The organism is Pseudomonas germanica (genome assembly GCF_019614655.1).
Taxonomy (GTDB): Bacteria; Pseudomonadota; Gammaproteobacteria; order Pseudomonadales; family Pseudomonadaceae; genus Aquipseudomonas; species Aquipseudomonas neuropathica.
In genome coordinates this window covers 3,695,726-3,709,452 of sequence record NZ_CP071586.1, presented here as the reverse complement: position 1 = coordinate 3,709,452, position 13,727 = coordinate 3,695,726, and the positions used below count along the sequence as shown (strand labels likewise).

11 protein-coding genes are annotated in these 13,727 nt (G+C 57.9%); 9 read left to right on the top strand and 2 right to left on the bottom strand.

Translation table 11 applies throughout. The features are described 5' to 3' along the window. Positions 1 to 46 precede the first annotated feature (46 nt). The gene (locus J0G10_RS16535) at positions 47 to 1,447 is read left to right on the top strand and encodes an aminotransferase-like domain-containing protein (protein ID WP_220556252.1); all 1,401 of its coding nucleotides are present in this window, start codon (positions 47 to 49) and stop codon (positions 1,445 to 1,447) included. Between the two features lie 105 nt (positions 1,448 to 1,552). Next, positions 1,553 to 3,196: a phosphoglucomutase (alpha-D-glucose-1,6-bisphosphate-dependent) gene (gene pgm, locus J0G10_RS16530; protein WP_095126062.1), complete on the top strand. Its 1,644-nt coding sequence runs from the start codon at positions 1,553 to 1,555 to the stop codon at positions 3,194 to 3,196. 72 nt (positions 3,197 to 3,268) lie between these two features. On the opposite strand, the gene J0G10_RS16525 is transcribed toward pgm, so the two are convergent. Further along, the gene (locus J0G10_RS16525; protein WP_220556251.1) at positions 3,269 to 3,964 is read right to left on the bottom strand and encodes a pirin family protein; all 696 of its coding nucleotides are present in this window, start codon (positions 3,962 to 3,964) and stop codon (positions 3,269 to 3,271) included. A gap of 277 nt (positions 3,965 to 4,241) precedes the next feature. Between J0G10_RS16525 and J0G10_RS16520 the strand changes: the two genes are divergently transcribed. Further along, on the top strand, positions 4,242 to 6,716 hold the full coding sequence (locus J0G10_RS16520) for a UvrD-helicase domain-containing protein (protein ID WP_220556250.1): 2,475 nt from the start codon (positions 4,242 to 4,244) through the stop codon (positions 6,714 to 6,716). Between the two features lie 49 nt (positions 6,717 to 6,765). Here the strand turns inward: J0G10_RS16520 and J0G10_RS16515 are convergent, their stop codons facing one another. Beyond that, positions 6,766 to 7,038, bottom strand: a complete 273-nt coding sequence (locus J0G10_RS16515; RefSeq protein ID WP_025109621.1) for a DUF1652 domain-containing protein — start codon at positions 7,036 to 7,038, stop codon at positions 6,766 to 6,768. 263 nt (positions 7,039 to 7,301) lie between these two features. Here J0G10_RS16515 and J0G10_RS16510 point away from each other — a divergent pair, with 263 nt between their 5' ends. The 6 genes from J0G10_RS16510 to J0G10_RS16485 all read left to right on the top strand — a co-directional run bounded on the left by J0G10_RS16510 (position 7,302) and on the right by J0G10_RS16485 (position 13,531). Next, positions 7,302 to 8,117: a helix-turn-helix domain-containing protein gene (locus J0G10_RS16510; RefSeq protein WP_095049085.1), complete on the top strand. Its 816-nt coding sequence runs from the start codon at positions 7,302 to 7,304 to the stop codon at positions 8,115 to 8,117. A 52-nt stretch (positions 8,118 to 8,169) separates the two neighbouring features. Continuing rightward, complete coding sequence (locus J0G10_RS16505; RefSeq protein WP_220556249.1) at positions 8,170 to 9,576, top strand: NAD(P)/FAD-dependent oxidoreductase; 1,407 nt, start codon at positions 8,170 to 8,172, stop codon at positions 9,574 to 9,576. Positions 9,577 to 9,618: 42 nt separating this feature from the next. After that, positions 9,619 to 9,963: a cupin domain-containing protein gene (locus J0G10_RS16500; RefSeq protein WP_034154173.1), complete on the top strand. Its 345-nt coding sequence runs from the start codon at positions 9,619 to 9,621 to the stop codon at positions 9,961 to 9,963. 58 nt (positions 9,964 to 10,021) lie between these two features. Continuing rightward, positions 10,022 to 11,107, top strand: a complete 1,086-nt coding sequence (locus J0G10_RS16495) for a polyamine ABC transporter substrate-binding protein (RefSeq protein ID WP_095049083.1) — start codon at positions 10,022 to 10,024, stop codon at positions 11,105 to 11,107. Between the two features lie 456 nt (positions 11,108 to 11,563). After that, positions 11,564 to 13,009: a serralysin family metalloprotease gene (locus tag J0G10_RS16490; protein ID WP_095049082.1), complete on the top strand. Its 1,446-nt coding sequence runs from the start codon at positions 11,564 to 11,566 to the stop codon at positions 13,007 to 13,009. Positions 13,010 to 13,102: 93 nt separating this feature from the next. Then, entirely contained in the window at positions 13,103 to 13,531 is a 429-nt protein-coding gene (locus J0G10_RS16485) for an AprI/Inh family metalloprotease inhibitor (RefSeq protein WP_220556248.1), read from the top strand. The last annotated feature ends 196 nt before the right edge of the window (positions 13,532 to 13,727 follow it).

Below are 13,727 nucleotides of genomic sequence, written 5' to 3'. Positions count from 1 at the left end.
TGAGCCGCTTGCCTGGAGATGAACCCATGCCCACGGATACGGGGTTGTGAAGGGGTCGAGGGAGAATGACTTCGTTTATCAGGCGGTTTATCGATACCTGACGCTGCTGATAGATGAGGCGGGGAACAGCGGGGCGGTGCGCCTGCCCTCACTCCGGCAATTGTCTGACCGGCTCAATGTGTCGATCTCGACCGTCCAGTACGCCTACTCGCTGCTGGAAAAGGAAGGTCGAGTTTATTCAATTGCCAAGTCCGGGTACTACGCGCAAGCGCTGCACATGATGGATTCGCCGGATAGCGGCAGTGATCTGCTGGAAACCGTTTACGTCAATGCCAGGCGCCCGGGCATGTGCGTGCTGAGCGCCGATGAGCCGGCCTCGCTACAGCCACTGGACAGCCCGTTATTGATGTTGGAGCGGGAATTGCTGCGTCAATATCCGCGTCAGCCACATGCGTTGGTGCAACCTTGTGGAGAGCTGGAGTTGCGCACGGTGCTGGCCGCCCGCTACACCTCATCCACGGCCAATTACTGGCGTGCGGATGACGTCTATATCGGCGCAGACCTGCGCGGTGTATTGGAAATTCTGATTTCCGTGCTTGAGTTGCGTCGGGCCACCGTGGTCGTCGAATCGCCCTGTGACTGGGTGATCCTGCGTCTGCTTGAGGCCGCCAAAGTACGGGTCATCGAGTTGCCGTTGCTCCCCGGGGGCATGATTGATCTTCAGCGGCTGGAGTCGGTGCTCAAGAGCGAGACGGTGCGTTTGATGCTTTTGTCGTCAGTGTTGAGCATGCCCCGGGGCAGTCTTCTACCGCTGAGCAACCAGCAGGCAGTCGCGCATTTGCTTGGACGTCATGGTACCTGGGTGCTGGAAAACGATTGTTACAGCGAACTCCATGAAGGCAATGACGCGCAACGGATGCGCGACTGGCTGGACCCCGATCGTTTAGTGGTGTTTTCCACGTTCGAAAAGTTCGTCGGGGCCGAGGCGCCTTTCGGTTATGTGCTGTCGCGTCATTGGCGCAGTGAGTTGCAGCGGCATTTCCTGTTGCGCGCGTTTCGGTTGTCGCCGATTCGCCAGAAAGCCATTGCCAGGTTGTTGGGGGGCGGCCGACTGGATCAGCATTTATTGGTATTGCGGCGAATGCTCAAGGAGCGTCGTACGCAATTGATCGAGTTGTTGCGCGAACGTCTTGGCGATGCGATGCAGGTTGTCGAGCCCGAGGGTGGCGCGACCGTGTGGGTACATTCGCTGCGACCAGTGAACATGGCGCAGGTCTTCCAGCGATTGCTCAGGCAGCAGATCGTTATTGCACCTGGCGAGCTATTCAGCCTGCAAAGCCTGCATGCGCATCATCTGCGGTTGAGCCCGCTGAGCCATGGTGACCATGACCTGGCCAGTGTGGTCGGGCTAATCGGTGACGCCTTGCGCCTTGCACCTGCTGACTAACGTTAAAAAACATCGGGAGAGTCCCGGATAGATCGCATCGCACTGCGGTCAAACTGCCAGTAAACTGCGCTCTATTCCTGAACCACTCTATTTCAGAGGTTTTGCATGACACTCAGTCCTTTTGCGGGCAAACCGGCACCGGCAGAATTGTTGGTCGATATCCCGCGACTGGTAACGGCTTACTACACTGGACAGCCCGACGCCTCGATTTCCACTCAGCGTGTGGCGTTCGGTACGTCCGGGCACCGGGGCAGCTCGTTCGACTTGAGTTTCAACGAGTGGCACGTTCTGGCCATCAGCCAGGCGATCTGTCTGTACCGCGAAGCCCAAGGGATCACCGGGCCGCTGTTTGTCGGCATCGACACCCACGCATTGTCGACTCCGGCCGGCGCCAGCGCGCTGGAAGTCCTGGCCGCCAACGGTGTGACCGTGATGATTGCCGAAGGTGATGAGTACACGCCGACACCCGCCATTTCCCACGCCATTCTGTGCTACAACCGTGGCCGTACTTCGGGCCTGGCTGACGGCATCGTCATCACGCCGTCGCACAACCCGCCACAAAGCGGTGGGTACAAGTACAACCCAACCAACGGCGGGCCGGCCGATACCCACATCACCAAGTGGATCGAAGCCAAAGCCAATGAATTGCTGGCCAACAAGCTGGCCGGTGTGAAGCGCATCAGCTACGAACAGGCGCTCAAGGCCAGCACCACGCATCGTCATGACTACGTGAACACCTACGTCGCCGACCTGATCAACGTGATCGACTTCGACGCCATCCGTGACGCCAAGCTGCGTCTGGGCGTTGATCCGCTGGGTGGAGCAGGGGTGCGCTACTGGTCGGCGATTGCCGAGCATTACCGCCTCGATCTGCAAGTGGTGAACAAGGAAGTCGACGCGACGTTCCGTTTCATGACTGTCGACTGGGATGGCCAGATTCGCATGGACCCGTCGTCCAGCCACGCGATGCAAGGCCTGATCGGTCTCAAAGAACGTTTCGACGTGGCCTTCGCTTGCGACCCGGATCACGATCGCCACGGTATCGTCACGCCGTCCGGTGGGCTGCTTGCGCCGAACAACTATCTGGCCGTATCGATCGATTACCTGTTCCAGAACCGCCCGCAATGGCGTGCGGATGCCGGCGTGGGTAAAACCGTGGTCAGCAGCGGTCTGATCGATCGCGTGGCCAAGCGCTTGGGGCGTCGTCTGTACGAAGTTCCGGTCGGTTTCAAATGGTTCGCCGACGGACTGTTCGATGGCTCGCTCGGCTTCGGTGGCGAAGAGAGCGCGGGCGCATCGTTCCTGCGCAAGGACGGTGGCGTGTGGAGCACCGACAAGGACGGTCTGATCCCTGCGTTGCTCGCCGCTGAAATGACCGCACGCACCGGTCGCGATCCGAGCCAGGCCTACAAGGCTTTGACCGATGAGCTGGGCGAGCCGTTCTCGGTACGTGTCGACGCCAAGGCCAATCCGGAGCAGAAAGCGTTGCTGAGCAAGTTGTCGCCTGCACAGGTCACTTCGACCGAACTGGCTGGCGAGAAGATCCAGAGCATTCTCAGCCATGCACCGGGCAACGATCAGGCGATTGGCGGTCTGAAAGTGATGACGGAAAATGGCTGGTTCGCCGCGCGTCCGTCGGGCACTGAAGACATCTACAAGATCTACGCCGAAAGCTTCATCGGTGACGACCACCTCAAGCAATTGGTCGTCGAAGCGCAGGCGCTGGTGGATGGCGCAATCGCCGGCTGATGATGTTGGCGAGCGCATGAAAAAAGGGGCAACCGTGATGGTTGCCCCTTTTTTTGCCTGCCATTCAAGCCATCAGGCCAGATCCACCAGGACGATTTCGCTGTCCTCAAGGGCCGTAACGCTCAGCACCCGTTCCTGCGCTACCGCCACGCCGTCTCGAGCTTGTGCGCGCAAGCCGTTGACTTCAATCAGGCCAGTGGCCGGCACCAGGTAGGCGCGACGGCCTTCATCCAGATAATATTCGGCAGTTTCGCCCGCCTTGAGGTTGGCTGCGACCAATCGCGCATCAGCGCGAATCCGCAGGCTCTGGTCATCGCCGTCCTTGCCGCTGGCCAAGGTGACAAAACCTTCGCGCTGGCCTTTCGGGAACGGTTTGGCACCCCAGGAGGGCGGTGCGCCGGTTTCCGTTGGCAGGATCCAGATCTGGAAGATCTTGGTGTCCTTGGCTTCCAGGTTGTATTCGCTGTGAGCGATGCCGGTACCCGCGCTCATTACCTGCACGTCGCCAGCTTCGGTGCGGCCCTTGTTGCCCAGGTTGTCCTGGTGAGTGATAGCACCTTCACGAACATACGTGATGATTTCCATGTCGCGATGCGGATGCTGGGGAAAGCCAGTGCCGGCTGCGATCACGTCATCGTTCCACACCCGCAGGTTGCCCCAGCTCATGCGCTGCGGGTCGTAGTACTCGGCGAACGAAAAGTGGTGATGGGCATCCAGCCAGCCGTGATGGGCGCCGCCCAGCGAGCTGAAGGGTCTGAGTTCAAGCATGATCGTCTCCTCAAAAGGTTCGACGCGAGGTGTGAAGGGCGCACCCGACGCGGGACCGGTGGTTTATGACGGCCATCATCTATCAGTCAATAATCGATAAAAAGCGTAAAAAGTGCGGCGTTATAATCGAAATACTCGATAAGAAAATAGTTGTGAAGCATCTCATCCCACCTTCAGTTCATCGCCTAAACCAATGACCTGAAAGCATTTCGCTAGAACTGAGCGGCAAATACAGACACCATAGCCGCAACAGCCTCACACACTGGAGCCCGTCAGCGTGGCGCAACACACCCCCGATCTTCCTCCCGAACTTCGCCCCTTGGCCGAGATGCCATGGTTCAAACGCCTGGCTGCACGCTTCTTCGGCCACGGTTTGACCCGACTGCGCGCGCAGCACCGTGCGTCGTGGTTGCACGGTCAGGCCGATGGTTTCCGCAGTGGCCATACCGCTGGCGTCGAATATGGCTTTAAGGAAGGCAAGCTTGAGGGGCTGGAAGAGGGCCGGCAGGTGCTGCTGATCCGTGACAGTCGCAACACCGAGCATCGCCCGCCCAACGTCGACAATCATCTGTTCGATGATTGGCGCCTGCCGTTGACGGCCGAGCTGAAAAAACGCATGAAGGCCGATGTTGCCCGTTTGTTGCCTGAGCATGCTCAGCCAAGTACCGCGCAATGGAAGATGATTTTCAGCGAAACCCCGTCAACCTCAGTGGTTGCCGGCGCGGGCGCGGGTAAGTCCACCACGCTGGTTCTGCGTATTCTGTTGCTCAACCACTATCTGGGTTTTGAGCTGGATTCGATGACCGTAGTGACCTTCACCCGCGAGTCGCGCAAGGATTTCATCAACAAACTGATCGAGCTGTTCGCGCTCTGGGGGCACGCGCTGAACCTGCGCCAGGCACGCGAACTGGTGCGTACCTTCCACTCGCGCATTCTGCCGATGGTGCGCAGCTTGCCGGGTTTCGAGCGCTTGCAGGCCTTTGAAAACCTCAGTCATCGAGTTCAGGGTGCTGAGGAGGAGGTCGACAGTAATCCGTTCGACCTGCGCATCAACGATGCGCAACGTCAGCAACTCAACGCCTGCTATCACCGCTTGTTCAACGAGGACGAGCGTTTTCGACATCTGATTCAGCCACTGTCGCGCGCGGGTTTGCAGCTCAAGGAGCTGGAGCGTGATCACCCGGATGTGCAGAAGCGCGTCGCGGTAACGGAGCTGGCATCCCAGCGCGACGAAGAGCTGTGCGACGCCATCGAAGATCTGTGGTTCCGCGCGGGTGCTTGGCCGATCAAGGGCATTGAGCCGAATCGGCAGAGTTTCGATATCAACGGCGCGAAATTTCATTGTCATGGTTACATTCCGAGCTTGGATGCGTGGGTGGTGCTCGGTTTCGATCCGCGGGAAAACCCGCAGGTCAGTCGGCCAAACGCCAAGCTCAGCGTGCGCGCAGAGTGGGCAGTCAAGCGCACCCTGTTTCAAGCTTTCTGTCGTAAGCCTTTGATTTGGCTTGATAGTTATGAGTCATCAAAACGTGTTCTGGCTACTTTGGCAGGCGATGCCAGTGCCGGGCCGGGCTTCGATTACAAGGTCAAGGGTGAGCTGGCTTCCGCGCCATTGCTCGACTGTTTTGTGGCGGCGGCAGGCTTCATCGAGAACCTCGGCCTGGATGTGCCTGACGCGGTCGGTCGCATGAGTTTCGCCAAGGACGACCCGGATCGTTTCTTCTTTGAAGCCTTGAGTCTGTTCTGGCGCGCCTTTGAAGATCATTTGCTCGATCAGAAACCGCCGATCATGACCTACAACCGCATGTTCGCGCTGTTCAGCGAGCATTCGCCGGAGAACCTCAAGCTGTTGAGCGACGAGTTACTCAGGCCGTTGTCGCACTTGATGATCGACGAATTTCAGGACGTTTCGCCACAGATCGTCTCGTGGATTCGCGCAAGTCTGACGGAAATCCGCAGTCGTGGCCCGGCCATGCACGTCGGGCGGGGCGCGCAGCGTTCGTCGTTGCTGTGCGTCGGTGATGACTGGCAGTCGATTTACGGTTGGCGCGGCAGTTCGCCGAGTTATTTCATGGCGTTCGACAAGGAGTTCCCGTCGCCGAGCACTACGCGGGTAATGCTCAGTGATAACTACCGCAGTCACCAGCACATCATTGATGCCGCCGAACATATCGTTCGCGCGGCACCGGCGATCCCGGGCAAAAAAGCCAAGGCCAGCGGCGCACCCAAGCCGTTGCAACCGGTCAATGTGCTGGAGCGCGACGATCAGGGCTTGGGCCAGCGCCTTGCCGAACATTATCGTCAAGGTCACTCAATCTTGATGCTTTATCGAAAAAGCAGCGATAAGTTATTGATAGAGGAGCATATTCAGTCTGTAGTTAATGTTGATTCGAGCTTGCCGTACGAAGCGCGACGCCTGAAGCAGCTGACCTACCACAGCGCCAAAGGCTTGCAGGCTGACGCGGTGTTTCTGCTCGGCGATTGCCAGCATCTGACCAGTTCGCCCTACAAGAATCAGGTCTATCGCATGGCGGGCCTAGGCAAGTCGGGCGACAGCGAGCCCTACGACACGGCGCAAAAAGACGAAATCCTGCGCTTGGCGTATGTCGGCATCACGCGGGCGGTCAGCCATTGCTACTGGTATGTCGAACCGCAGGAAGCGCAAGCGGTGAACATGCCCCGGGCGTCCGACCGGGTGGCCAAAGGCAAACCGTTCTTCGTTGATCACCGCGCCGCCAAGCAAACCGCGTAAGCACAAAAAAGCCCGCATCGCTGCGGGCTTTTCGTTTTAAATCATAAACTTATGCGTAACTCTTGAGAGACTCCGGAGGAATGAACGCTTCCAGCTCGTCCTCCACAGCCTCGATGATTCGCTCGACATCCGCTGCATTCATCACCGTCGCGCACGGGATCCCGGCGATAGCGATCATGGTTTCGCCGCTGGCACGATCGAACAGTCGGGCGATCATACTGCCCGGTGCGTCCATCGTTGCCTCGAAACCCATCGGATGGAAATGCCAGCGCATCAACTGGCATGCGTTGGGAAACGTGACTTTGCTTGACCCTTTATTCATATGTTGCCCGCCTTCTTCATCGAGCGCTTCCGTTTGCTCATGTTAGGTGGGAAGAGCCTTCATTGGCTCAACCGGTGACTGACATTAAAAGTAGCATCCGCATGTGAAATTCCTGTGAGATTTTTCAGTTCATTTTGCGATTGCTTCGCATTTTTTGATGTAAGTCACGGCCTACGCAATCATCGCCAAAACGCCACTATGGATTAGTCATTGAAGCCTGTGGCGAACTTGGGCAAGCTCGGGTTTTTTGCGCCGAGCCCTTTATGCACGCCGACGACGACGGCCCTGAACAGACCCAAGCCACGGCTGCAACGGTCATGCGCTATCACCTGAGCTGGAAACACCGCGACCTCGACAGCGTCATGGCGCTGTACCACCCGGACATTCAGTACAACGATTTTTTCCAGAACCGCGTGCTCGGCCTCAACGAGTTACGCGAGTACGTGCGCGTCAGTATGCCGCGAGAATCCGACGAACTGCTTGAGCATTGCGACCGCATTCGCGTCGACGGCAACACCGCATTCATCCAATACGAAGTGACCTTGCGCGGCGGCGACGGTCTGGTGTCGTTTCGCTCCAGCGAGGCGCTCACGGTCAGGGACGGGCTGATCTGGCGCGTCAACGAATACGCTTCGCTGGTGCGCACGCAAACTGCTGGCAAGGCCTCGTCAAGTCAGCGCCCGGCAGTCAGTCGCCTGGGCTTGTCGCCGCGTCAGTTGAGCTTTATGGCCGAAGACCTGCAGCAGTATTTCGAAAAGCAACAGCCGTATCTTGATCCCGAACTCGATTTGCAGCGGGTGGCGAAGGAGTGCGGGTACAGCCGCAATCAGATTTCCTATCTGCTCAACCAGGTGCTCGGGCAAAGTTTCTATCGCTACGTCAATCAGGCGCGCCTGCAACATCTGCTGCGCTCGCTCGATAACGCCGCGCCGCCGGTGCGCATCGATGAACTGGCTTTCGCTGCGGGTTTCAATTCGTTATCGGCGTTCTACAGCTGTTTCCGTCAGCACACCGGTCAGTCGCCCAAGGCTTACGCGAAACAAATTTCTTTGCGGGCACGCGCGCAAGACATCCACTGAGCACAGCCACTAGGATCGACGCCATCGAAGGTTTTCAGTGGCGGAGTCTTGCATGCCGGCGTGGCGCACTATCAGTTTGTGGATGGACCAACTCGATGAGCCGCTGACCGCGCGGCCCGAGCTTGAGCGTGATCTGGACGTCGACGTGGCGATCATCGGCGCCGGTTACACGGGCCTGTGGACCGCGTACTACCTGAAGAAACTCGCGCCGGGACTCGACATCGCGATTGTCGAAGCACAGACCGCCGGTTTCGGCGCTTCCGGTCGCAATGGCGGCTGGTTGATGGGCAACCTGCTCGGCGAAGATCGGTTGTTGGCCGGCCTCTCGCCGGAACAGCGCCGCGCTTCCTTTGATCTGCTGCACAGCATTCCCGATGAAGTGGACGTCGTCCTCGAACGCGAAGGCATCGATTGCGATTACCGCAAGGGCGGCGTGTTGTACTGCGCGGCGCGTTATCCGGAACAAGAAGCCTCTCTGCGCGAGTACTTGGGCAAACTGCACGCCCAAGGCCTGACCGACGACGATTATCGTTGGCTCAGCCCCGAGCAACTGGCGCAGCAGATCCGCGTCGCCAAGCCTTATGGCGGGATTTACGCGCCGCACGTGGCGACCATCCACCCGGCGAAACTGGTACGCGGCCTGGCGCGCACCGTGCAGAGCATGGGCGTGAAGATCTACGAAAACAGCCCGGTTACCCATTGGCAGTCGGGCAGTCTACGCACGGCGAAAGCCTGCGTGCGCAGTCGCTGGATCGTGCCAGCCGTCGAAGGTTATTCGGTGACCTTGCCACCGCTGGGCCGCTATCAGCTACCGGTGCAAAGCCTGATTGTCGCCACCGAGCCATTGTCTGCCGCGACTTGGGACGAAATTGGCCTCAGCCGGGGTCAGGCGTTCAGCGAATTCAGCCGTCAGGTCACTTATGGCCAGCGCAGCGCCGACAATCGGCTGATCTTCGGCGCCCGTGGCGGTTACCAGTTCGCTGGCAAGCTGCGCCATAACTTTGATCTGACTCGTGATGAAGTCGAGTTGCGCCGTTATCTGTTCGGCGAACTGTTCCCGCAGCTGAAAAACGTGCAGATCACCCACGCCTGGGGCGGCAACCTCGGGATGTCCCGGCACTTCAAACCGCACATGCTTTGCGATCGCGCCAATGGCATCGCGCTGTCCGGCGGTTATGGCGGGGAGGGCGTCGGCGCGAGCAATCTCGGCGGGCGCACCCTGGCGGACTTGATTCTTGAGCGCGACAGCGAACTGACCCAGCAACCGTGGGTGCTGCCGGATGGTGGCATTCATGCGCTGCGCGCTTGGGAGCCGGAGCCATGCCGCTGGTTGGGCTACAACGCGATCATCAAAAGTTTCGTCCACGAAGACCAGACCCTGGCCAACCCGGCGACCGCGCCTTGGCGGCGCAAACTCGCCAGCCAAGTGGCGGGTTTCATGGAAGGCTTCATGCATTGAACGTCGATTTACTTTAAGAAAGCCCAAAAGACAGGTCAGACCATGAGCATTACCCAGTTCAAAAACACCGCGACATTGCAACTTGACGAGTCCAACCCGGTGGCCGTGCCCCTCGGCGAGCCGGTGGCGATTGCTTCGACCACCAGCGTCGAGCGCGATGACGGCGTCGAAACCGGCGTCTGGGAATGCACGCCCGGGCGCTGGCGTCGGCAAATCACCGCGCAAGAGTTCTGCCATTTCATTTCCGGGCGCTGCACGTTCACCCCCGACGGTGGCGGCGAAACCCTGCACATACAAGGTGGCGACGCACTGATGTTGCCGGCCAACACGCTCGGTGTCTGGGATATCCAGGAAACCGTGCGCAAGAGCTACGTGCTGATTTTCTGATTGTTTGATCCTTTGATTGCCTGCCAACAAAAAAGAAAACCCACACAGGAATCGATCCATGATCCGCAAGACCCTCGCTCTGGCACCGCTGATGCTTGCTGTTTCCCTTGCTCAGGCAGCGGAAACGGTCAAGGTTTACAACTGGTCCGACTACATTGCGCCGGACACCACCAAGAACTTCGAAAAAGAGACGGGCATGGGGGTCACCTATGACGTCTACGACAGCAACGAAACCCTCGACGGCAAGTTGATGACCGGTAAATCCGGTTACGACGTGGTGTTTCCGTCCAACCACTTTATGGCCCGGCAGATTCAGGGCGGGGCGCTGAAGAAGCTCGACAAGAGTCAGCTGCCGAACTGGAAGAACCTCAATCCGGTGCTGCTCAAAGCGCTGCAGACCAATGACCCGAACAACGAACACGGCTTCCCCTATCTGTGGGGCAGCACCGGCATCGGCTACAACATCGCCAAGGTCAAAGCGGTGCTGGGCGAGAACGCACCCGTGGACTCCTGGGACCTGATCTTCAAGCCCGAGTACATGGAAAAACTGCAGAAGTGCGGTGTGGCGATCCTCGACAACGGCCCGGAATTGCTGCCGGCGGCGCTCAACTACCTGGGTCTGCCACACCACAGCAAAAATCCCGAAGACTATAAAAAAGCTGAAGCACTGCTGATGAAAGTGCGGCCGTACGTCAGCTACTTCCATTCCTCGAAATACACCAGCGACCTGGCCAATGGCGACATCTGCGTGGCGGTCGGTTTCTCCGGCGACATCCTGCAGGCCGAGAACCGCGCCAAAGAAGCGAAAAATGGCGTCGACATTGGCTACGCAATTCCCAAGGAAGGCGCGGCGATCTGGTTCGACATGGTCGCCATGCCTGTCGATGCGCCGGACGAGAAGGCCGGTTATGCGTTCATGAACTACCTGCTGCGCCCGGACGTAATGGCCGGCATCAGCAACTATGTGCACTACGCCAATGGCAATGAGCAGGCGGACAGCCTGATCGACCCGGCGATCAAGAACGACACCAAGGTTTACCCGAGCCCGGAGATGATGGGCAAACTGTTTGCGCTGGAGGCGATGCCGTTGAACATTGACCGGATCCGCACGCGGGTGTGGAACAAGATACGCACTGGTAGCTGACCCGCTTTTCCCCTGTAGGAGCTGCCGCAGGCTGCGATCTTTTGATCTTGCTTTTGAAAGGCAAAGGCAAAAGATCGCAGCCTCGTTTCACTCGTCAGCTCCTACACTTTGGGCGAGCAATCTGGTTGATATCAATACACTGGCATTGCACTAATAAAGTGCAGAAAAGTGAGACGCGCCTAACAAAAAACAACTTACCCATATTTAATATTTAAATAGAAAATCGTCAGACAATTAGGCAAAAGCTTCGCAACTAAAACATTCTTCCACCTCCGCACGCTTTGTTTACGGCAGTTTTACGAAACAGCCCGATTTGATCTCAAAAAAATCCTTTACGGCAGATTTCAAATTGTGTCAGGTTTCTTACGCCTTCATTGGGCGAGTGATAGGACGATCTCGCCAGAGAGAGTCCTATCGGACAAAAACTGTTCCATTGCTAAACAAGGAAGTGTGTTTATGTCGAAAGTTAAAACGAATGCTATTGATACCGCCGAACAGGCTTTCCAGCTGTCAGCCTTCAGCTCGGCGTACAACCAGATCAATAGCTTCAGCCATCAATACGATCGTGGCGGCAACCTCACGGTCAATGGCAAACCCTCCTTTTCCGTCGATCAGGCCGCAACCCAGTTGCTGCGCGACGGCGCTGCCTACCAGGACAAGGACGGCAGCGGCAAGATCGAACTCACCTATACGTTCCTGACCTCGGCATCGTCCAGCACGATGAACAAGCATGGGATCACTGGGTTCAGTCAATTCAGTGCACAACAACAAGCTCAAGCCAAGCTCGCCATGCAATCCTGGGCTGACGTGGCCAACGTGACCTTCACCGAGAAAGCCTCGGGCGGTGACGGCCACATGACCTTCGGTAACTACAGCGGTGGCCAGGATGGCGCTGCAGCGTTCGCCTACCTGCCAGGTACCGGCGCCGGTTATGACGGCACCTCGTGGTACCTGATCAACAGTGGCTACACGCAGAACAAGAATCCGGATCTGAACAACTACGGTCGTCAGACCCTGACTCACGAAATCGGCCACAGCCTGGGCCTCGCTCACCCTGGTGACTACAACGCCGGGAATGGCAATCCGACCTACAACGACGCGTCCTACGGCCAAGACACCCGCGGCTACAGCGTCATGAGCTACTGGAGCGAAAGCAACACCAGTCAGAACTTCAGCAAGGGTGGTGTCGAAGCGTATTCGTCCGGCCCGCTGATGGACGATATCGCTGCCATCCAGAAGCTCTACGGTGCCAACACCACCACCCGTACCGGTGACACCACCTACGGCTTCAACTCCAACACTGGCCGTGATTTCCTCAGCGCTTCGTCGTCGAGTGACAAAGTGGTGTTCTCGGTGTGGGACGCGGGCGGCAAGGACACTCTGGACTTCTCGGGCTTCACCCAGAACCAGAAGATCAACCTCAAAGACGCCTCGTTCTCCGACGTTGGTGGCATGGTGGGTAACGTATCCATCGCCAAAGGCGCGATCATCGAGAACGCTATCGGTGGTTCCGGCAACGATCTGTTGATCGGCAATAGCGTGGCCAACGAACTCAAGGGCGGTGCCGGCAACGACATCCTCTGGGGTGGCGGTGGTGCTGACAAGCTGTGGGGCGGTGCCGGTTCGGACACGTTTGTGTTCGCTGCCAGCTCTGACTCCAAGCCAGGTGCGATCGATCAGATCCTCGATTTCGTCAGCGGTCTGGACAAAATCGACCTGACCGGTATCACCAACGGTGCCGGCCTGCACTTCGTCAGCAGCTTCACCGGTTCTGCCGGCGACGCCATTCTGACTTCGTCGGGTGGCAATAGCCTGCTGTCGGTGGACTTCTCCGGGCACGGCGTGGCGGACTTCCAGGTCAGCACCGTTGGCCAGGCAGCGACCAGCGACATCGTGGCGTGATGTAGAAGTGGAAAGCGGCGTGTGATACGTCGCTTTCTCCACTTGCATCGTGTTGCTCTGTAAGCAAGGCTACACGCCGGAGCGAATATTCCTATGATCTGTAAAGCTTTTACCTACAAGGCAATGGCGTGGCTCTCGGCGGCGCTCATCATGATTTCAGGAGAAACCGGTATGGCAAGCAGCCTCAGACTCGAAGAACCCTCGGCGTTTGCCGGTCACTGGCAGGCAACTTTGTCGACTCAAGGCGAAGATCCAAAAGCGCAAAAGCAGCAGGACAAGCCTTCGAACACTTGCTTCTTGGATCTGGCTAAAAACCAAACCCTGGGCCAAGGCGCCGACTGCCTGGGTGCCTGGCTTGAAGCAACCCCGATCGGCTGGTTTCCCGACCCCGACGGCCTGTCGATCACCGGCAAGGAAGGTTCAAGAATCCAGTTTTTCAGTCGACAACGTGACGGGTTTTATCAGACGACTTTGAAGTCTGGCTTGGTGATTACCCTTGAGCGCGTGGCGCAACAACCTTGATTATCCAGAACGCGACAAAGTTTTAATATAAAGCGCCACGCTATGGTTATAAGAAGCGCGAACTGACAACTGCGCCGCAATTAATTACGCAAGTTGTTATGAAAGTGTAAGCGGGTACTTGCAAGTCATCTTTCGCAGGTAAGCGGAACATTAATTGAAGCCTCGCCCAAGTGCGGCGGGACCCATCATTTCAGGA

Coding starts and splice junctions, on each gene's coding strand:
- pgm (WP_095126062.1), top strand. CDS start 1,553: ATGACACTCAGTCCTTTTGCGGGCAAACCGGCACCGGCAGAATTGTTG.
- J0G10_RS16525 (WP_220556251.1), bottom strand. CDS start 3,964: ATGCTTGAACTCAGACCCTTCAGCTCGCTGGGCGGCGCCCATCACGGC.
- J0G10_RS16515 (WP_025109621.1), bottom strand. CDS start 7,038: ATGAATAAAGGGTCAAGCAAAGTCACGTTTCCCAACGCATGCCAGTTG.
- J0G10_RS16510 (WP_095049085.1), top strand. CDS start 7,302: ATGCACGCCGACGACGACGGCCCTGAACAGACCCAAGCCACGGCTGCA.
- J0G10_RS16505 (WP_220556249.1), top strand. CDS start 8,170: ATGCCGGCGTGGCGCACTATCAGTTTGTGGATGGACCAACTCGATGAG.
- J0G10_RS16500 (WP_034154173.1), top strand. CDS start 9,619: ATGAGCATTACCCAGTTCAAAAACACCGCGACATTGCAACTTGACGAG.
- J0G10_RS16495 (WP_095049083.1), top strand. CDS start 10,022: ATGATCCGCAAGACCCTCGCTCTGGCACCGCTGATGCTTGCTGTTTCC.
- J0G10_RS16490 (WP_095049082.1), top strand. CDS start 11,564: ATGTCGAAAGTTAAAACGAATGCTATTGATACCGCCGAACAGGCTTTC.
- J0G10_RS16485 (WP_220556248.1), top strand. CDS start 13,103: ATGATCTGTAAAGCTTTTACCTACAAGGCAATGGCGTGGCTCTCGGCG.